The 20,156-nt window shown below is 29.6% G+C and carries 22 protein-coding genes; 16 read left to right on the top strand and 6 right to left on the bottom strand.

Going from position 1 to position 20,156, the window contains the following annotated elements; genetic code table 11:
• Genes efp through tkt form a run of 6 tightly spaced genes read right to left on the bottom strand, consistent with a single transcriptional unit; the run spans window position 1 to window position 6,261 of the window.
• On the bottom strand, window positions 1-561 hold the full coding sequence (gene efp, locus B8063_RS04435) for an elongation factor P (RefSeq protein WP_085069896.1): 561 nt from the start codon (window positions 559-561) through the stop codon (window positions 1-3).
• Window positions 558-1,175 (bottom strand): thiamine phosphate synthase, encoded by a 618-nt coding sequence (gene thiE, locus B8063_RS04440; protein WP_085069898.1) that lies wholly within the window; start codon window positions 1,173-1,175, stop codon window positions 558-560. Before thiE ends, efp begins: the two co-directional genes overlap by 4 nt.
• Complete coding sequence (locus tag B8063_RS04445; RefSeq protein ID WP_085069900.1) at window positions 1,159-2,172, bottom strand: class I fructose-bisphosphate aldolase; 1,014 nt, start codon at window positions 2,170-2,172, stop codon at window positions 1,159-1,161. The genes thiE and B8063_RS04445 overlap by 17 nt, the downstream gene beginning before the upstream one ends.
• Window positions 2,173-3,345 carry a phosphoglycerate kinase gene (locus tag B8063_RS04450; RefSeq protein ID WP_085069902.1) on the bottom strand — a complete coding sequence of 391 codons (1,173 nt, stop codon included), beginning with the start codon at window positions 3,343-3,345 and terminating at the stop codon, window positions 2,173-2,175.
• Complete coding sequence (gap, locus tag B8063_RS04455) at window positions 3,345-4,352, bottom strand: type I glyceraldehyde-3-phosphate dehydrogenase (protein WP_085069904.1); 1,008 nt, start codon at window positions 4,350-4,352, stop codon at window positions 3,345-3,347. Before gap ends, B8063_RS04450 begins: the two co-directional genes overlap by 1 nt.
• Window positions 4,342-6,261, bottom strand: coding sequence for a transketolase (tkt, locus tag B8063_RS04460; RefSeq protein ID WP_085069906.1), 1,920 nt, complete (start codon window positions 6,259-6,261; stop codon window positions 4,342-4,344). The genes gap and tkt overlap by 11 nt, the downstream gene beginning before the upstream one ends.
• A gap of 102 nt (window positions 6,262-6,363) precedes the next feature.
• Between tkt and B8063_RS04465 the strand changes: the two genes are divergently transcribed.
• The 16 genes from B8063_RS04465 to glmM all read left to right on the top strand — a co-directional run bounded on the left by B8063_RS04465 (window position 6,364) and on the right by glmM (window position 20,156).
• Window positions 6,364-6,687: a 5-formyltetrahydrofolate cyclo-ligase gene (locus tag B8063_RS04465; protein WP_085069908.1), complete on the top strand. Its 324-nt coding sequence runs from the start codon at window positions 6,364-6,366 to the stop codon at window positions 6,685-6,687.
• Window positions 6,675-7,121: a cell division protein ZapA gene (locus tag B8063_RS04470; protein ID WP_085069911.1), complete on the top strand. Its 447-nt coding sequence runs from the start codon at window positions 6,675-6,677 to the stop codon at window positions 7,119-7,121. The genes B8063_RS04465 and B8063_RS04470 overlap by 13 nt, the downstream gene beginning before the upstream one ends.
• Before the next feature lie 2 nt (window positions 7,122-7,123).
• On the top strand, window positions 7,124-7,666 hold the full coding sequence (locus tag B8063_RS04475) for a 5-formyltetrahydrofolate cyclo-ligase (protein ID WP_085069913.1): 543 nt from the start codon (window positions 7,124-7,126) through the stop codon (window positions 7,664-7,666).
• Complete coding sequence (locus tag B8063_RS04480) at window positions 7,663-8,469, top strand: TIGR00282 family metallophosphoesterase (protein ID WP_085069916.1); 807 nt, start codon at window positions 7,663-7,665, stop codon at window positions 8,467-8,469. The genes B8063_RS04475 and B8063_RS04480 overlap by 4 nt, the downstream gene beginning before the upstream one ends.
• A 3-nt stretch (window positions 8,470-8,472) precedes the next feature.
• Window positions 8,473-9,195: a YebC/PmpR family DNA-binding transcriptional regulator gene (locus tag B8063_RS04485; protein ID WP_085069918.1), complete on the top strand. Its 723-nt coding sequence runs from the start codon at window positions 8,473-8,475 to the stop codon at window positions 9,193-9,195.
• Window positions 9,196-9,198: 3 nt separating this feature from the next.
• Entirely contained in the window at window positions 9,199-9,678 is a 480-nt protein-coding gene (locus B8063_RS04490; RefSeq protein ID WP_085069921.1) for a crossover junction endodeoxyribonuclease, read from the top strand.
• A gap of 64 nt (window positions 9,679-9,742) precedes the next feature.
• Window positions 9,743-10,417, top strand: a complete 675-nt coding sequence (gene tolQ / locus B8063_RS04495; RefSeq protein ID WP_085069923.1) for a protein TolQ — start codon at window positions 9,743-9,745, stop codon at window positions 10,415-10,417.
• 2 nt (window positions 10,418-10,419) lie between these two features.
• Entirely contained in the window at window positions 10,420-10,836 is a 417-nt protein-coding gene (tolR, locus tag B8063_RS04500; RefSeq protein ID WP_085069925.1) for a protein TolR, read from the top strand.
• A gap of 29 nt (window positions 10,837-10,865) precedes the next feature.
• Window positions 10,866-11,810 (top strand): cell envelope biogenesis protein TolA, encoded by a 945-nt coding sequence (locus B8063_RS04505; RefSeq protein WP_445082350.1) that lies wholly within the window; start codon window positions 10,866-10,868, stop codon window positions 11,808-11,810.
• Complete coding sequence (tolB, locus tag B8063_RS04510) at window positions 11,810-13,162, top strand: Tol-Pal system beta propeller repeat protein TolB (protein ID WP_085069930.1); 1,353 nt, start codon at window positions 11,810-11,812, stop codon at window positions 13,160-13,162. The genes B8063_RS04505 and tolB overlap by 1 nt, the downstream gene beginning before the upstream one ends.
• Before the next feature lie 97 nt (window positions 13,163-13,259).
• The gene (gene pal / locus B8063_RS04515) at window positions 13,260-13,748 is read left to right on the top strand and encodes a peptidoglycan-associated lipoprotein Pal (RefSeq protein ID WP_085069932.1); all 489 of its coding nucleotides are present in this window, start codon (window positions 13,260-13,262) and stop codon (window positions 13,746-13,748) included.
• Window positions 13,749-13,827: 79 nt separating this feature from the next.
• Complete coding sequence (gene ybgF / locus B8063_RS04520; protein WP_085069934.1) at window positions 13,828-14,817, top strand: tol-pal system protein YbgF; 990 nt, start codon at window positions 13,828-13,830, stop codon at window positions 14,815-14,817.
• Window positions 14,777-15,817 carry a tRNA lysidine(34) synthetase TilS gene (tilS, locus tag B8063_RS04525; protein ID WP_085069937.1) on the top strand — a complete coding sequence of 347 codons (1,041 nt, stop codon included), beginning with the start codon at window positions 14,777-14,779 and terminating at the stop codon, window positions 15,815-15,817. Before ybgF ends, tilS begins: the two co-directional genes overlap by 41 nt.
• Window positions 15,818-15,883: 66 nt before the next feature.
• A complete protein-coding gene (gene ftsH, locus B8063_RS04530; protein WP_085069939.1) occupies window positions 15,884-17,776 on the top strand; it encodes an ATP-dependent zinc metalloprotease FtsH in 1,893 nt (630 codons plus the stop codon).
• A gap of 5 nt (window positions 17,777-17,781) precedes the next feature.
• Window positions 17,782-18,825 (top strand): dihydropteroate synthase, encoded by a 1,044-nt coding sequence (gene folP, locus B8063_RS04535; protein ID WP_085069942.1) that lies wholly within the window; start codon window positions 17,782-17,784, stop codon window positions 18,823-18,825.
• Complete coding sequence (gene glmM / locus B8063_RS04540; RefSeq protein WP_085069944.1) at window positions 18,825-20,156, top strand: phosphoglucosamine mutase; 1,332 nt, start codon at window positions 18,825-18,827, stop codon at window positions 20,154-20,156. Before folP ends, glmM begins: the two co-directional genes overlap by 1 nt.

Below are 20,156 nucleotides of genomic sequence, written 5' to 3' on the forward strand. Positions count from 1 at the left end.
TTACACTTTTTTTACATATTCAACTGTTCTTGTATCAACAATTATTTCATCTCCACTTTCTATAAATGGAGGAACTTGAATACTCAAACCGTTATCAAGAGTTGCTGGCTTATAAGAAGATGAAACAGTTTGACCTTTTAATGCTGCATCAGTTGTTTCAATTTTACTTTTTATTTGATTGGGTAAATTAACGCTTAAAGGTGTCTCATCATGGAAATTGATTGTGACATCTAAATTTTCAGTTAACATTTTTCCTTTATCTCCCACAATCTCTTTTTTAATATTAATCTGCTCAAAACTTTCAGGATTCATAAAAAAATAATCTGTTTCATCATCATAAAGATAATTAAATTTTATCTCTTCCAAAGATGCTTTTTCTACGGTTTCACTAGATCTAAATCTTTCATTTAGTTTTGTATTTTTATTTAAACTTTTCATTTCTACTTGTGCAAAAGCCCCACCTTTGCCAGGTTTTACATGCTGTGTTTTTAATACTTCCCACAAATCGTCTTTATGTTCTAATATCATTCCAACTCTTATTTCAGTTGCATTTATTTTCATTTTAATTTTTCTATTGCTTCGTAAGGTTTGTATTTATTATTATTCCAAATGTAGCCTGAAATAGCCAAAAAGTTTGCTTTGTTCAACAAAAGTTTTTTATAGTTTTTTTCGTTTATACCACCAATTGCAACAATAGGGTTTTCACTCAGTTTTTTTATTTTTCTTAAAATACTTGGTTTTGCTCTAAACTTTACTTTTTTTGTTTTAGTTTTATAAAAAGCGCCAACAGCAATATAATTCGCTCCATTCATTAAAGCTTTTTTTGCTAATCTAATTGAATTATGGCAAGTAATTCCAATTATTTTATTCTTTAAAATTTTTTTTGCTTTAATGATGCTCATATCTTTTTGCCCCAAATGACAACCATCTGCATTGACTTTTAAAGCAAGAATTGGATCATCATTAACTAAAAATTTAACACCATATTTTCTACAGATCTTGATTATTTTTTTTGAAAAAAAAATTTTTTTAGAAAGCTTTTCATTTTTTAATCTTAATTGAAAAAAACTTACCTTTTTTGATTTAAAAACGAGTTCTAGAGATTTAAAAAATGTATTATCGGGTATTTTTGTGGGAGAGATTAAATAAACAAATCTCTTATTTTGAATTTTCAAGACCTTCTGACCATTTCCCTTGTGCTGCTAAAGTACACATTTTAGCTCTATGATCAAACACTTCTTGAGTTCCTTTGATATTGTTTATGTCTTTAGACCAAAACTTTAAAGCACTTTGTTGAAGAGCTCTTCCATATGAGTAGGTCATAATAAAACTTGAGTCATTTTTAACATTTATTTGATTAAGATTATTTGTTGCCTCAACTTCTGTCTGTCCACCAGATAAAAATGCAATACCTGGAACTTCAGATGGTACATTATTTTTTAAACATTCTAATGTCATTTCAGCTACTTCGATATTAGAAATTTTCTCATTCGAATTCGTTCCAGGAAGAATCATATTAGGTTTTAAAATTGTGCCTTTCAGATCAACTTTATTTATATCTAATTCGTCATAGCATCTTTTGATAACCTCAGATGTTTTATTATAACAATCTTTTGCTGAGTGTTTACCATCCATTAAAACTTCTGGTTCTACAATTGGCACCATGCCAGCTTCTTGTGCTAGTGCAGCGTATCTAGCTAAAGCATGAGCATTAGCTGAAATTGATAACTTGCTTGGGTATGTTTCAGAGATAACATAAACACCTCTCCATTTTGTAAATCTTGCACCAAGTTGATAATAATCTTTTAATCTTTCTCTTAAACCATCTAATCCCTCAGTAATTTTTTCTTCTTTAGATCCTGCTAACATTTTTGCACCTGTATCTACTTTTATTCCTGGTACCGCTCCACTTTCAGAAATTAATTCTGATATAGATTTATTTTGTGAAGTCTTTTGTCTAATTGTTTCATCATATAATATCACACCACCAATACATTCTTTCATTGAGTTTGAGGAAAAAAGTGTTTCTCTGAAGATTAATCTATTTTTTTCATTAGACTCTACATTTACTGAGTCTAATCTTTTTTTCATAGTCCCGGTGCTTTCATCAGCCGCAAGAATTCCTTTTCCGTTTTGAAGAATTTTCTCTGCTATTTTGTATAATTCAGACATTTAATTAAGCGCTCTTATACCAGGAAGAATTTTTCCTTCAAGATATTCTAAAAATGCTCCACCAGCAGTTGAGACAAAATTAAATTTATTTTTAATTTTTATGGAGTTAATAACAGAGACTGTATCACCACCACCAATAACTGAATAAATTTTTCCTTCTTTATTTCCTATATATTTTGCTATTTCTAAACTACCTATTGAAAAATTAGGGTTTTCAAAATATCCCAATGGCCCATTCCATAATATAGTTGAGGAATTATCGATTATACTTTTTATATTTTGTATTGTTTTTGAACCTACATCAAGTATCATATCATCATTTTCTATTTGATTTAATGATTTTTGAAAAGAATCGTCGTCAAGGCTTTTTCCAACTTTAACATCCTCAGGGAAATATATTTTACAACTATTATTTTCTACTTCAGAAAAAATTTCTTCAATTATTTTTTCAGAATTTTTTTCAAATAATGAGGCTCCTATATTGTAACCTTTGTATTTTAAAATGTTATTAGCCATAGCTCCAACGATTACAATATTATCAAATTTAGGTATTAGGTTTTTTATAATGTCTATTTTTGTAGATATCTTTGATCCGCCAATTATACAAGTAATTGGCTTTTTAATTTTTGTTGTAATTTTTTTAAGAGCCTCAACTTCTGAATTGATCTGAAGTCCACTATAGGATGGTATAAATTTTGTAATACTTGTAACTGAAGCATGCTCTCTGTGTGAACATGAAAATGCATCATTTACATAAATGTCCCCAAGTTTTGCTAAATGTTCAGAAAATTTTTCATTATTATTCTCTTCCTCTGGGTAAAATCTAATATTTTCTAAAATTATTAATTTTTCACCAGCACTTTTAAATAATTCATCTTTTTTTAAATTAAAAATATTTGCCTTCTCTAGTTTGACATTTTCATTAACCTGCAAACTTAAATTGTCTCTTATTGGTTGAAGAGATAGCTCGCTTTTAAATTTTCCTTTAGGTCTTCCAACATGAGAAATTATTATTATTTTTGCCTTTTTTGATAAGAGAAAATTAATTGTCGGAATAATTTTATCTATTCTATTTGTATCTGTTATTTTTCCATCTAAAATTGGAACATTTAAATCTAATCTTAGCAGTACTATTTGATTATTTAAATTTTCTAAATCTGTTATGGATTTCATTAATTGATTTTGCTTAAATATCTTGCAATATCACACATTCTATTTGAAAAACCCCATTCGTTATCATACCATGCAGAAATTTTTCCCATTTTTGTGCCAACAACATTAGTTAAAGAAATATCTAGTATTGCTGATGAGCTATTATGGTTGAAATCTATTGATACTAATTTTTCTTTTGTGACCTCTAAGATATTTTTTAGATAAGAGTTTGATGCTTTTGAAAATGAATTATTTAATTTTTCTTTAGAAATATTTTTTTTAACATTAAAAACAAACTCAACTAAAGATACATTGGGAGTTGGCACTCTCATAGCAATACCCTCAAGCTTTCCTTTTAATGAAGGTATAATTTCGCCAATTGCCTTAGAAGCACCAGTTGATGTTGGAACGATTGATTGGCTTGCAGATCTTGCTCGTCTCGGATCCTTATGCGAATTATCTAATATTCTTTGATCTGTTGTAAAAGCATGAATGGTTGTCATAAAACCATTTTGGATTGTAAAATTTTTATTTATTACGTCTGCAATAGGCGCAAGGCAATTAGTTGTACAAGATGCGGCTGAAATAATATTATCAGTCTTTCGAATTTTTCTGTGATTAACGCCAAAAACAACTGTTTTGTCCGCATTTTTACATGGAGCTGATACTATGACTTTTTTTGCTCCATTTTTTAAATGTGGTATTAGTTTTTCTTTAGAATTGAATTTGCCTGTGCACTCAAATACATAATCAACATCGTATTTTTTCCAATTTATGTCTTGAATATTTGAGAATTGTGAAAATGAAATTTTGTCTTTATTTATTTTTAAATAATTTGAATTACTTTTTATCTCAGCATTAAATTTACCATGAACAGAATCGTATTTTAACAAGTCTGCACAAATTTCTGAGCCTGATCTATTATTAATATGTTTAATTTGAACTGTCCCTTTATAATTTTCATAAATTGATCGGACAACCATTCTTCCGATACGGCCCATACCATTAATTCCAATTTTAATTGGCATTTTTTTTGATGTTCAATTTTATTTTTTTACAAATTTTTTCAACCGTTAATCCAAAATGATCATATACCTTTTTATAAGGAGCACTTTTTCCAAAATCATTAATTGAAAATGATAATCCTTTATTGTTGATATATTTTGACCATGATTGATCTGATCCCGCTTCTATAGAAAATATTTTGCTCGTTTCATTTAAAATTTTACTTTTGTATTTTTGACTTTGTTTATCAAAGATTTCCTGGCAAGGCATAGATACAACTTTTGAGTATATTTTTTCTTTGGCTAATTTATGACTTATATTTAAAGCTAGATTTACCTCAGAGCCAGTAGCTAATATAGTAATTTTTATTTTTTTATTTGTTCTCATTACCTCATAAGCGCCATAAGAGCATTTATTCGTAGACGTAAAACTTTTTCTTATTGGATCTAGGTTTTGTCTAGTTAATGCAAGAACGCTTGGAGTTTTTGAGTTTTTTAGTGCGAGATCCCAGCATTCAATGGTTTCTGTTTGGTCAGCAGGTCTAAGTATATTTAAATTTGGTATAGATCTTAGGCCTGACAATTGTTCAATAGGTTGATGGGTTGGACCATCCTCTCCTAATCCAACAGAGTCATGTGTCATTACATAAATTACTCTTTGTTTCATTAACGCAGAAAGTCTAATTGAAGGCTTACAATAATCTGAAAATATTAAAAAAGTTCCTCCATACGGAATTAAATTACTGTGCAATGCTAAACCATTCATAATCCCACACATTGCATGTTCTCGTACTCCGTAATGAATATAGTCACCATCGAAATTTTTAGCATTTATAACTTTGTTAAATTTAGATTTTGTATTGTTTGAACCCGCTAGATCTGCAGACCCTCCTATTAAATTATTTTTTAATTTAAATAATGAGTTTAAAACAGCCTCAGAAGACTTTCTTGTTGCCAATGGTTTTAAATTTGCAATAACGTCTTTCTTTTGTTTTATAATTGAATTAGAAAAATTATTATTAAACAATTCTTTTAATTTATTTTTATTTCTTGAAAAATCTTTATTCCATTTTGCTTCTGTCTTAGAACCTTTAAGTCCTATTTTTCTCCATTCTTTTAAAATATTTTTTGGTATTTCAAACGGTTTGAAAGGCCAGTTTAACTTTTTTCTTACTAACTCGATTTCTTTAGGCCCAAGAGGACTCCCGTGAGAAGATGCTTTACCACTTTTATTAGGCGAACCAAATCCAATTTTTGTTTTACAAGAAATAACTGTTGGCTTAATCGCTTTTTGCGCTTTATTAATCGCGCTAAATATTTGTCTTTCATTGTGACCATCAATATCAATATAATTCCAGCCATAGCTTTCAAATCTTTTTTTATAGTTATCTGATACAGCAAGACTAGTTGGTCCATCAATTGAAATAGAGTTGTTATCAAATAACATAATTAAATTTTTAAGTTTCAGATGACCTGATAAACTCATTGCCTCGTGACTTATGCCTTCCATTAAGCATCCATCACCTGCTAGAACGTAAGTTTTATGATTAATTATTTTACTTCCCAATTTCTTTTTTAAAACTTCTTCAGCAATTGCAAAACCAACTGCATTTGCAATTCCTTGTCCCAGGGGTCCAGTTGTTGTTTCTATTCCAGAGTTTTTTTCATACTCAGGATGTCCAGCACAAATAGAATTTAGTTGCCTAAAGTTTTTAATATCAGAAATACTGATGCTTTTATAACCAGTTAAATACAACAAAGAATATAATAACATTGATCCATGGCCAGCAGATAAAACAAACCTATCTCTATTGATCCAACTTGGATTGGATGGATTGAATTTTAGAAAGTTTTTAAAAAGAACTGTTGCAACATCTGCCATTCCCATGGGCATCCCGGGATGGCCTGAATTAGCTTTTTCAACTGCATCCATTGAAAGAAAACGAATTGCGTTCGATAAATCTTTATTTTGTATTCTCAAAAAATTATCCTGTATAGACTTAGGTGACTCAATTTAATAGTATGTTTATATATAATGAATTCTATAACCGAAAAAGAAAAAAAATTAAATCAAACACTCGAAAAACTTAAAAATTTAGATTTAGTTAAAAAAGATAAATCTCCAGAATTAGAAAATCTTAAAGAGCAAAAAAATCAATTAGAAATTGAATATAAACAACTATTAGAAAATTATAATTTTTTAGAAAAAGAAAATCTCAAATTAAAGCAGGAGTTTGAAGAATTTAAGTCTAAGGATGAAGACGAAAAAAGAAGAGAGCAAAAATTTTCAGAGAAAATAGATGAATTAAATCAAGAAACCGATAGTTTATTGGATGAAATTGAAAAATGGCAAATGTAAATATCAAGTTTAATGGCAAAGAATACTTGCTATCCTGTGAGGATGGGCAAGAGGAACATTTAGAGGAGCTGTCATCACATCTAAGCCAAAAGTTTAGTAGTCTTAAAAATTCGCTTGGCAACATAGGTGAAAATAAGCTTTTATTAATTACTTCAATTACAACAATGGATGAATACTTTGAGACTAAAAAAAAATTGGAAAAACAAAAGATAGAAATTCAAAATTTAATTAGCAAATTTAAGGAATTAAAATCTTTAGTTTATAATTATAAAGATGAAAAAGAGAAAGAAATTTTAAAACTATCTGATAATCAAACTAAGCTTGAGTTTGAAATTCAAAATCAAAAAAATAATTATGAAGATTTGATAGATACAGCAACTAAAGAAATAGAAAATTTTATACAAAAAAATAATCCAGATACAAATATTCAGTAAAATTGTCAAAAAAATTACTAAGAAAAAAATTAATTTTTATAAGAAAAAAAAATTTTAAGAAGTTTGAAAATATCGAAATTAAAATTTTCGATATAATTAAAAATATAAAATTTAAAATTAAAACCATTGGTGGTTACTACCCAATAAATTACGAATTAGACTGTTTGCCTGCTTTACAAAAGTTACTTGAAAAAAATTTCTTAATTTCCTTACCTGTTGTCGGTGATTCCAATCAAATGAATTTTTTTAATTGGTCATTAGATACTCATTTAAAAGTAAATAATTTGGGAATTCCTGAACCTGTATCTAAAAAAATCGTATATCCCGATCTGATTTTAGTGCCTTTAGTTGGTTTCGACAAAAATAAGTTTCGATTAGGGTATGGGGGAGGATATTACGATAGATATATAGAAAAAGTTAGTAAATTAAAAAAATTCAAGACAGTTGGATTATCGTTTTCTTTTCAAGAAATTGAAAAATTACCTGTAAACAATTTTGACAAAAAATTAGATTTCGTCATAACAGAAAATAAAATCTATTCATGAAAATTTTGTTTCTAGGAGATATAGTTGGTGATGCAGGATGTATTGCAGTAAAAAAAAATTTAAAAACAATTACAGAAAAAAATAAAATTGATTTTGTAATAGCTAATGGAGAAAATGCAGCCATAGACGGAGTTGGAATAACTGAAAATAATGTAAAAGAATTAATTAGTTCAGGAGTAGATGTTATTACAACTGGCAATCATGTTTGGGATCAGAAAGAAACTTTTGAATTTATAAAAAAAGAGAAAAGATTATTAAGACCAGAAAATTTACTTAACGATGTTCCTGGAAGTGGATTTGAAGTTTATATGTCAAAAAAAGGTTTGAGAGTTGGTGTTTTAAATTTGATGGGAAATGTTTTTATGAAAAAATGCAAAGATGTATTTGAAGTTACAAAAAATTTTATTGATAATCATAAATTAAAAAAAAATTATGATTTTTTAGTTGTAGATTTTCATGGTGAAATCACTAGTGAAAAAATGGCTATGGGTCATTACTTAGATGGTCATGCAACCATTGTGGTCGGCACACATACACATGTACCAACAAATGATGCAAGAATATTAGATAATGGAACAGCTTATTTAACAGACGCTGGAATGTGTGGTGATTATGACTCTGTAATTGGAATGAATAAACAAAATTCAATAAATAGATTTTTCAAAAGAGACTCGAAAAAACATTTCCCAGCTAAAGGAGAAGCAACACTTTGTGGCATGATAGTGAATGCAGATGAGAATAATGGCTTGGCCAAAAGTGTAACAAGTTTTATATATGGTGGTAAATTAACTGAAAATATTTAATTTATGGCTGGACATTCTCATTGGGCAGGAATCAAACATAAAAAAGGAAAAGCGGATAAACAAAGATCCAAAATTTTCTCTAAACTTTCACGAGAAATAACAGTTGCAGCAAAACTTGGTGATAAAAATCCAGATATGAATGCTAGATTACGATCAGCAATTCAAGCTGCAAGATCAGCAAATATGCCTAAGGACAATATAGAGAGAGCAATAGATAAATCTAGTATAAGTGCAGACTCGAACTTTGAAAATCTTCGATATGAAGGTTTTGGTCCAAATAAAACAGCTGTTATAGTTGAAACTTTAACAGATAATAAAAATAGAACAGCTTCAAGTATTAGAACTATTTTTCAAAAAAGTGGCGGTGGACTTGGAACTCAAGGGTCAGCATCACATAACTTTCAACAGTTAGGAGTTATAAAAATAGATAAAGACGAAATTGATGATGAAGGTATGCTTGAGCTAGCAATTGAAAGTGGTGCAAATGAATGTTTTTCCCACGAGAATTTTCATGAAGTACACACTGCAAATACTGAGATATATGAAGTAAAAAATAAATTAGAAAAAAAAATTGAAAATTTTTTGTCTACAGAAATTGAATGGGTACCATTAAATACAGTAAATTTATCAGGAGAAAATAAAGATAATATGATTAAATTTTTAGAAACTTTAGATGATGATGAAGATGTACAAAATATTTTTACAAATGCAAAATTTGAGAATTAATTAATGAATTTGGTTGGAATAGACCCTGGAATTAGTGGAGCAATTTCTATATTAAGAGATGGAAATATTTCAATGGTTGTTGACATGCCAACTATGACAGAAGGCACAAAGTCAAAAAAACAAATCAATGCAGCTGAATTAGCAAACATCCTTACAAAGGAAAATATTTCACATGATGATAGAGTAATTCTTGAGAATGTTAGTGCAATGCCAGGACAAGGAGTTACAGGAATGTTTAGTTTTGGACAATCATTTGGTGTAATAAAAGGAGTTTGTGCAGCATTAAAATTGCCGGTAATTTTAGTAAGACCTGTTAAATGGAAAAAACATTTTAACTTACTTAATTCCGAGAAAGATGCTAGCAGGACTAAAGTCATTGAAACTTACCCATATATATCTTCAGAATTATCAAAAAAAAAAGATGCAAACAAAGCTGACGCGATATTAATTGCTAAATATTATTTTGAAACTTTAGGTAAATAATTAAATCCGAAATAATAGGAAATAAGAGCCAAATTAATGACACAATTGAGTGTGAGAAGAAACCATGGAAGCAGATATAACCTCACAAGCAGTTGGACTTTCAAGCAACACAGACTTTTCTTTAGTTAGCTTATTTTTAAGAGCAGATATTGTAGTAAAATCAGTAATGATTATTTTAGTAGCATTTTCGATTTACTCTTGGGCTATCATTTTTGATAAAATTAGACTTTTTAGAAAAATTAATAAAAGTGCGGAAGAATTTGAGGAAAAATTTTGGAAGTCAAAATCTGCAGAAACATTTTACAATAATTTACCTTCAGCTACCAATGATCCAATGGCTGAAGTATTTAAAAGCTCAATGCAAATGGTGATGAAATCAAGATCAAAATCAAATTTATCCGAGAGATTAGAAGGTGTTTTGGAAGCAAATATTGAAAAGCAAATGACCAACGTAGATAAAAATTACACCTTTCTTGCAACCGTAGGATCAACTGCTCCATTTATAGGATTGTTTGGAACTGTATGGGGCATTATGAATTCATTTCAATCAATTGCCATTTCAAGAAATACAAGTTTAGCAATTGTTGCTCCAGGTATTGCAGAAGCATTATTCGCTACAGCCTTAGGTTTGTTGGCGGCAATTCCAGCTGTTATTGCATACAATAAATTTAGCAATGATTCTAAAAAATATTCTCAAAAACTAGAAAACTTTTCAAAGAGATTTATTTCTATAATTTAGAAATGGCATTTAATTTAAAACGTTCAAAAAAAGAACCAATGAGCGAAATAAACGTAACTCCTTTTGTTGATGTTATGCTTGTGCTGCTTATAATTTTTATGGTTACTGCTCCTTTATTAACTGTTGGTGTTCAAGTTGATTTGCCAGAGTCATCTGCTGATACTTTGCCAGAAGAAACTGAGCCCTTAACGTTAACAATAAATTCTAAAGGAGAGATTTTTATTCAAGAAACAAAAGTTGAGTATGAAAAAATAATCGCAAAAATTTTAGCTGTTTCAAATAATAGAACTGATACAAGAATTTTTGTTAGAGGAGATAAAACCATAAACTATGGAAGAGTACTAGAAATCATGGGTATGCTCTCGGGTTCAGGATTTACCAAAGTAGCCTTGATATCTGAACCATATAAAGAGAGGTAAACTTGTATAAAAGTTTATTTATTTCATCAATCTTTCACACAGCTATAGTTGTTTTAAGTATATTTACATTACCCTTTATAGCTAAGCCGCCATTAGATATACCTCCACTAGTTTCAGTCGAGCTCATTCAGATTTCTGACAAAACAAATATACCTTTTGCCCCAAAGGCAAAGAAAATTATAGAGAAAGTAAAAAAAGATAAAGAAAAATTGGTTTCTGAACAAGCTCCACCAAAAAAAATAAAGAAAGATGAAAAAAAAGAGATTACTCCAGAAAAAAATAAGGAAAATATTACAGAGTTGACTTCAAAAAAAACACCTACACCAGATACAAAAAAAGAGATTGTTAAAAAAGAGAAATTAGATGCAATCCCTCTACCTGATAAAAATAATGAAAAACTTTCAGTTGAGGAAGAAAAAAAACAAAAACCTTCTAAAGATCTAACAGAAGACGAAAATTTAAAAGAGATAATTAAACCCAAAAAACCAAAAATAGATGATACGAAAGTGAAACAAGCATCTGAATTTGAAAAAAAAGAATTATTTGATCCAAATAATATTGCAGCTTTAATAGATAAATCTAAAGAGGATATTGGTGAAACAAACAAAATAACGGATAAAATTTCGCAATCTCAAGATGATACTATGAATATATCCTCATTAACATTGAGCGAAGAAGATGCCTTGAAAGCCCAAATTTTTGGTTGTTGGAGCATTCCCTTAGGTTTACCATACAATGAAAATTTGTTAGTTAGAATTAAATTAAAATTAAAACCAGACGGAACACTTATTAAGTCTGAAATTTTAGATCATGCGAGAATGAATATGCCAGGACAAGGTTTCTACAAAGTGCTAGCCGAGAGTGCTCTTAGAGCTATTCAATTGTGTCAACCTCTAAAAGTACCTACTAGTGGTTATGATAGGTGGAAAAATCTTCAACTAAACTTTGATGCTAGAGAAATGATAGGAGGTTAATGAAACAATTTAAATTAATTTTAAATGCAATTTTTATATTATTTATAAGTATTTCAAAGTCTTACTCGCTTGTTGAAGTGGATATAACTCGTGGGAATTTAAATCCACTTCCTATTGCTGTCTCACCATTGTTTCAAGATAATAACTCTAATATTTTTTTTGAAAAGGAATTGGAAATTAAAGATATAGGATCAGAAATTTCAAAAGTAATTGAAAATAACTTAAAACAATCAGGATTGTTTAATCCTTTGAGCAAGGATGCGTTTCTACAAAAACCTGATATTGCTCATCTTAAACCTAGATTTGAGGATTGGGCGTTAATAAAATCTCAAGCTTTGATAACTGGCAAAGTAACAGCCATCAATGAAAAACTCAAAGTTGAGTTTAGATTATGGGATGTGCTAGCAGGTAGAGAAATGCTCGCGCTTGCGTTCACAACAGTGCCAAGTAATTGGAGAAGAGTAGGACATATTATTACAGATAAAGTTTATCAAAGACTTACTGGTGAAAAAGGATATTTTGATACAAGAATAATCTATGTTTCAGAGGAAGGTCCAAAAACTCAACGGATAAAAAAACTTGCTATAATGGATCAAGATGGATTTAACACAAAATATTTAACTCTTGGTAATGAGCTAGTGCTTACTCCAAGATTTAATCCTACCAATCAAATGGTAACATACCTCTCGTATTTTAGAAATTTACCTAGAGTTTATTTATTAGATATTGAGACAGGAATCCAAGAAGTTGTAGGCGATTTTCCAGGGATGACATTTGCTCCAAGATTTTCACCTGATGGAAAAAAAATAATAATGAGTTTTGCGAAAGATGGAAATTCAGATATTTATACTATGGATATTGAAAATAGAATTGTTGAGAGAATTACCAATCATCCATCAATAGATACATCCCCTTCTTACTCACCAGATGGTAAATTTATTACATTCAATTCAGACAGAAGTGGATACCAACAGATTTATGTTATGAAAAGTGACGGTTCAAATGTAAAAAGAATTTCTTTTGGGAAAGGACTGTATGGCACACCTGTATGGTCACCACGAGGAGATTTAATTGCTTTTACTAAACTTCATAAAGGTAAGTTTTATATTGGGGTTATGCGTGTAGATGGTAAAGGCGAAAGGCTACTAACAGAAAATTACTATCAAGAAGCACCGTCATGGGCTCCAAATGGAAGAGTTCTTATTTTTTATAGAGAGACAAAATCAAATGATAAAGGTGAAGGTTTTACTGCAAAGCTTTGGTCGATTGATTTAACAGGATATAATGAAAGAATGGTGAGCACAGAGACAGATGCTTCAGACCCATCTTGGTCGTCTTTATTAAGTAATTAGTCTAAATTTTTTAAAAAAAACACAAATAATGTTGATTTTTTGACTTGAAAGATCTAATTAGTTGTGAAAAAGTTCTAAAAAATACTAAGGAGCATTAATGAATTTAAGCAAAATCCTAAAAAATACTTTTCTAATAATTTTATTAAGTATGGTTGTATCTGCTTGCGCAACTAAAAAAACAGCAACTACTTTAGATTCTCAAATTCAAGGGGATGTTTATACAGGAACAGATACAGTTGAGTATTTAGCTAAAGGTGTTCCAGATAGAGTATTCTTTGCTACAAACGAGTCTATACTTACGACAATGTCAAGAGATACATTAAGAAAACAAGCAGCATGGTTAAGAGATAATCCTAGTGTCAATGTTGTTCTTGAAGGGCATGCCGATGAAAGAGGAACAAGAGAATACAATTTAGCATTAGGAGAAAGAAGAGCTAACGCAGCTAAAGATTACCTAATGACTTATGGAGTTTCGGCAGATAGAATATCAGTGATTAGTTATGGAAAAGAAAGACCAGTTGATTCAGGATCAAATCCTCTCTCATGGTCTAAAAATAGAAGATCAGTTACTGTAAAAGCTAACTAAAAAATAAAAAGATTTTTAAAAAAGACCCCTTTAGTTTGGGGTCTTTTTTTTGCCATTTTTATACTTAAAATTTTATTCAATGTTAAATATCAAAAAAAACTTTGGTTATTTGTTTATTTTTTTTTATTTACTCTCCCCAACAAGTTTGACTGCAGATACATCAGAAATAAAAGAAATTTTGCAATTAATCCAAAAAGATTTAAGGACGTTAGAAAGAGCAGTTTATTCAGAGTCTTTTTCTCAATCCTCAAATTCGAATTCAAATAATTCAGTTAAAGAAAGCGAAGATGTACTAACAAGACATTTGTTAAAATTATCTGAAATAGAAAAACAGTTTCAACAATTAACAAACAAATATGAGGAGATCAATTTTAAAATTGATAAATTAAATTCTAGATTATCAAAAGTTCAAGCAGATAATCAATTAAGGTTTCAACAGCTAGAAACTAGTAATGTAGGAATTGATAGTAGTTCTTTAACAAAGCTTCCTACAGACACAACTAATGATAAAGAAAAAATTCTACCAGGTTCTACTCAACCTCAAGATTTAGGAACGGTTTCTTATAAAGACATGACAAATGAAAGTGAAAGCCAATCTGTTCAATCTATAGATGCGACCAAAACTGTTGTGACTGAAACATTTCAATCAGAGGAAAAAATATTACCAGATGGTACACCAGAAAATCAATATGAATTTGCAACAAGTTTTCTAAAAGTTGGAGATTACAATATGGCAGAAAGAGCATTTAAAGAATTTGTTGATACTAATCCGGAACATAAATTATCTGGAAATGCTCAGTACTGGTATGCTGAAACTTTTAGAATTAGACAACTTTATACTGATGCAGCATCTGCATATTTAGAGGGTTATCAAAAATATCCTAAAAGTGAAAAAGCACCTATCAATCTATTAAAACTCGGAGTATCATTAGTACAAATTGGAGAAAAAGATCAAGGGTGTCTTATGATTTCTGGTGTAAAGAAACAATATCCAGGAGCAACTCAATCTGTGCTTCAAAAAGCAAAGTATGAAGAAAAGAAATTCGAGTGTAAACAAAACAATTCATAATTTTTATTTATCCAAACTTAAAAACCCAAAAATAAAAAAACTTTATTCAAGGTTTAAAAGAATAATTTCAAAAGATACTGATAAAAATTATTGTGTTGCGATCTCTGGTGGTCCAGACAGTATGGCATTGGCTTTCTTAACGAAATGCATGTCTATGGAGAGGGGCACAAGTAATGTTTATTTTCACATCGATCATAAATTAAGAAAAGAATCAAAAAAAGAGGCGTTATTTATTAAAAAAATTCTAAAAAAATTTGACGTTAATTTAAATATTTTAAAATGGGTAAAAAATAACAATCTTAATAATATTCAAGAGCAAGCTCGATTAAAGAGATACGAATTATTAATTAAAAAATGTAGGAATCATAAACTAAATAAAATTTTAACAGCTCATCACAAAGATGATTTATACGAAAATTTTTTTATAAGATTGCTTCGAGGGTCGGGTTTAAATGGACTTATATCCTTCAAAAAAAAATACTCTAAATTAAAGATAAATGAAAAAATTTTGATTTTTAGGCCTCTTTTGAATTTTTCTAAAAATGAGTTGATATATATCTCTGAAAATACATTTGGTAACTATATCAAAGATCCATCAAACCTAGATAACAAGTATTTAAGAGTTTACGTTAGAAATATTTTAAATAATTTTAAATTTAACAAAAAAAACAAAAATTTTGATAAATCTTTATCAAATCTTCATAAGAGCAATAAAGCTCTTGAGCATTATATAAAAAAAAATATTGATTTAAATGTTATTAAAAATAAAGAAAAAGTAATTGTTAGTAAAAATTTTTTTTCAGAACCTGATGAAGTAGTATTTAGATCACTAAATATTGTTTTAAATTCTTTTTCATACAAAGCAAAACTATCCAGAGGGAGCAAAATAATGAATCTCATAAAAAATTTCAAAAATTCAAAAGATACTTATAAAACAACATTATCAGGGTGTGTTTTTAAAAAAGTCAGCAATACAATGATTATTTCAAGAGAAATTTAGTTATTTTGCAGAATATATGTACAAATTGACACTTGTTTATTCTCTAATAATTCTTACTTTATCAACATGAACTTCAAAAACTTAGCCATGTGGGGAATTATAGTTCTCCTTACAATTGGTCTTTACAACATGTTTAAAAACCCACAGGGAACTATGGCTCAAAAAAATAATATTATTTTCTCTGAATTTTTGACAGAGGTAGACAATGGAAGAGTAGTTCAAGTTGAGATTTCTGGAAAAAATATAAAAGGTGTTTTGTCAAATGGTCAACAGTTTAATACTTATGCACCTGACGATCCAAACCTTATTCAAAAATTAAGTGACAAAGGTGTTAGCATTTCTGCGAGTCCATTAGAGGAGAAAATGCCATCACTCCTAGGCATATTATTATCTTGGTTCCCCATGTTACTTTTAATAGCCGTTTGGATATTTTTTATGAGACAAATGCAAGGTGGCAAAGGTGGAGCGATGGGTTTTGGAAGATCTAAAGCTAAAATGATGAATGAGGTCAAGGGCAAGGTTACATTTAATGATGTTGCTGGAGTTGAAGAAGCAAAAGAAGAAGTAGAAGAGGTTGTAGAATTTTTAAAAGATCCAAGAAAATTTAGTAGATTGGGTGGAAAAATTCCAAGAGGTTGTTTATTAGTTGGGCCTCCAGGAACTGGAAAAACTTTATTGGCAAGAGCTATAGCAGGTGAAGCTGGAGTTCCATTCTTTACAATATCAGGATCAGATTTTGTAGAAATGTTTGTTGGTGTTGGAGCGTCTAGAGTTAGAGACATGTTTGAACAAGGAAAAAAACATTCGCCTTGTATAATCTTTATAGACGAAATAGATGCAGTTGGAAGAAGTAGAGGCGCAGGCCTAGGAGGTGGAAACGATGAAAGAGAGCAAACTTTAAACCAATTGTTAGTTGAAATGGACGGTTTTGATACAAATGAAGGTGTGATAATTATAGCTGCAACTAATAGACCAGATGTTCTTGATCCCGCACTCTTAAGACCAGGAAGATTTGATAGACAAGTTGTAGTTTCAAATCCAGACATCATAGGAAGAGAAAAAATATTAAAAGTACACGCAAAAAAAATATCGATGGCTCCAGATGTAAATTTAAGAACTATTGCTCGAGGAACACCAGGATTTTCGGGAGCTGATTTGGCCAACCTAGTAAATGAGGCTGCATTGCTAGCTGCTAGAAAAAATAAAAGGATTGTAACTTATCAGGAGTTTGAAGAAGCAAAAGATAAAGTAATGATGGGAGCTGAAAGACGTTCAATGGTAATGTCTGAGGAGGAGAAAAGACTTACTGCTTATCATGAGGCAGGTCATGCCATAGTTACAATTAATGAGAAAGCCGCTTATCCAATTCACAAGGCTACGATAATCCCTAGAGGAAGAGCTTTAGGTATGGTTATGCAACTTCCAGAAAGAGATGAAGTTTCTCAAACTAGAGAGCAATTACACGCTCAACTCGCTATAGCTATGGGAGGAAGAGTAGCCGAAGAAATAATATTTGGAGAGGATAAAGTTACTACAGGTGCTGCGAGTGACATTGAGCAAGCAACAAAAAGAGCAAGAGCTATGGTTATGAGAGCTGGACTTAGTAAAGAGTTAGGCCCAGTTGCGTATGGAGAAAATGAGGAGGAAGTATTTTTAGGAAGATCTGTTGCGAGACAACAAAATATGTCAGAGGAAACAGCACGAAAAGTTGATAATGAAATTAGAAAAATTGTTGATAAAGGGTATGATAGAGCTAAAAAAGTTCTTACTGATAAAATAGACGACCTTCATAAACTTGCAAAAGCGTTGCTTACTTATGAAACACTAACTGGTGATGAAATTTTAGACATAGTCGACAAGAACGTTTACCCTAAAAATAAAGAAGATTTAAAAGTTGAGGAAGACGATCAAGGTTCAGCACTTGGATCAATTGGTTTAAAACCTAAGATAGTCCATTAAACTTAATGGAAAAATATTACACAAGAGCGTGTAATTTTTTTTATACTTCAAAATCTGGTAAAATAAAAAAAAATCATTTACCTTTAAATGGAAACTCTGGCATTAAATTTAGGTCTATTGAGCTTTTAACAAGGAAATCAGAAAAAATAATTAACTTAGATGAGATAAAAAAACTACCATTTAGATTACAAAATAAAATAAAAAAAGATTTAAAAAATATATCCAAAAAAAAAAAATTTAAAGGTTTAAAATTTAATAATACTCCAATAATGATGGGTATTTTAAATTTAACACCTGATAGCTTTTCAGATGGCGGGAAATTCATAAAATTTAAATCTGCAGAAAGACAAATAAATAATTTAATAAACTCTGGAGCAAATATAATTGATATTGGTGGTGAGTCTACCCGCCCAGGTGCTAAAGAAATCCCAGCATCTGATGAGTGGAAAAGAATATCCAATAAACTAAGGTTGATTAAAAAAAAAAAGGCGATCTTCTCTCTGGATACAAGAAAAAGCCTGGTGATGGAAAAAAGTTTAAATTATGGAATAAAAATTATAAATGATGTTTCAGGTTTTGAGTATGACAAAAAAACAATAAATTTTTTAAAAAAAAGTAAAGTACCATTTGTAATACATCATATGAAAGGCTCACCTAAAACAATGCAAAATAGTCCAAAATATAAAAATGTTTTGCTAGATATTTATGATTATTTCGAGGCAAAAATTAAATATTTAAGATCAATTGGTATTAAACATAACAATATCATATTAGATCCGGGAATAGGCTTTGGTAAAAATTTGAAACATAATATTACATTAATTAATAAGATTTCTATTTTTCATACATTAGGTTTTCCAATATTACTTGGTTTATCTAGGAAAAGATTTATTAAAGATATATCTAATGAAAATGATAGCAAAGATAGGATAGGTGGAACCGTATCATCTTGTATATTCTCTATGTTACAAGGTGTTCAAATTTTAAGAGTGCATGATGTTAATGAAGTTAACCAATCAATTAAAGTTTTTAAAAAATTAAATTTCTAATGAAAAAAAAATATTTTGGAACCGACGGAATAAGAGGAAAAGTTAATAATTCTAAAATTAATGGCGAAATGTTTTTTAAGTTCGGTTTAGCAGCGGGTACTTATTTTAAAAATTTAAAAAAAAAAAAACAAATCGCAATTATTGCAAAGGACACAAGATTATCTGGTTACACCTTAGAATCAGCATTGGTTTCTGGACTTGCCTCAGCAGGAATGCATGTATTTACCCTTGGACCGTTACCAACAAATGGATTAGCGATGCTTACAAAAAAAATGAAAGCCAATCTTGGTATAATGATTACTGCCTCACATAATCAGTTTACTGACAATGGAATGAAATTATTTGGGCCTGATGGAATGAAATTATCTGACAAAATTGAAAAAAAAATTGAGAAATTAATAGACTCAAATATTTCATCTAAATTGACAAAACCTCTAAATCTTGGGAGGGTAAAAAGATTAGAGGATGCAAATGAAAATTACATAAATATTTTAAAAAGTAATTTTCCAAATAATTTCTCACTGAAAGGTCTTAAAATTGCAATTGATTGTGCTAATGGAGCTGCATACAAAAGTGCTCCAAAATTACTAAGATCTTTAGGTGCTAAAGTTTTTGAAGTTGGAACCAAACCTAATGGAACAAATATTAATTTTAAATGTGGCTCAACATATCCAGAAAAAATTAAATCATTAACGAAAAAATTTAAAACTGATTTAGGTATTTCTCTAGATGGAGATGCAGATAGAATAATTTTGACTGATGAAAAGGCAAATATTGTAGATGGAGATAAAATTATTGCTGTTTTAGCCGAGAGATGGAAAAGAAAAAAAATACTAAGAGGGGGGGTAATTGGCACTTTAATGTCAAATTATGGTCTAGAGAAGTTTTTTAAAGAAAAAAAAATTAAATTTTTCAGATCAAATGTCGGAGATAGATATGTAAAAGAGCTAATGCAAAACAAAAAATTTAATTTAGGTGGGGAGCAGTCTGGCCATATTATATTAGGAAATTTTGCAACCACTGGAGACGGATTGCTTGTAGCACTTGAAATACTTTTTTCTTTGAGAAAAGGTAAAAAAGCTAGTGAATTATTTTCTATTTTTAAGCCAACACCTCAAATATTAGAAAATATTTCGGTTAAGGATAAATCAGTAATCAGTTCAAAAAAATGTAGACTAGCAATTAAAAAAGCAGAAAAGATTATTTTTGGAAAAGGGAGATTATTGGTAAGAAAATCTGGAACAGAGCCTAAAATAAGAATAATGTGTGAATCAAAGGACGAAATTCTTTTAAAAAAGTGCACAAGAATAGTTTCTAACTCACTAAGATAA

The sequence above is a fragment of the Candidatus Pelagibacter sp. RS40 genome (assembly GCF_002101295.1).
GTDB lineage: Bacteria > Pseudomonadota > Alphaproteobacteria > Pelagibacterales > Pelagibacteraceae > Pelagibacter.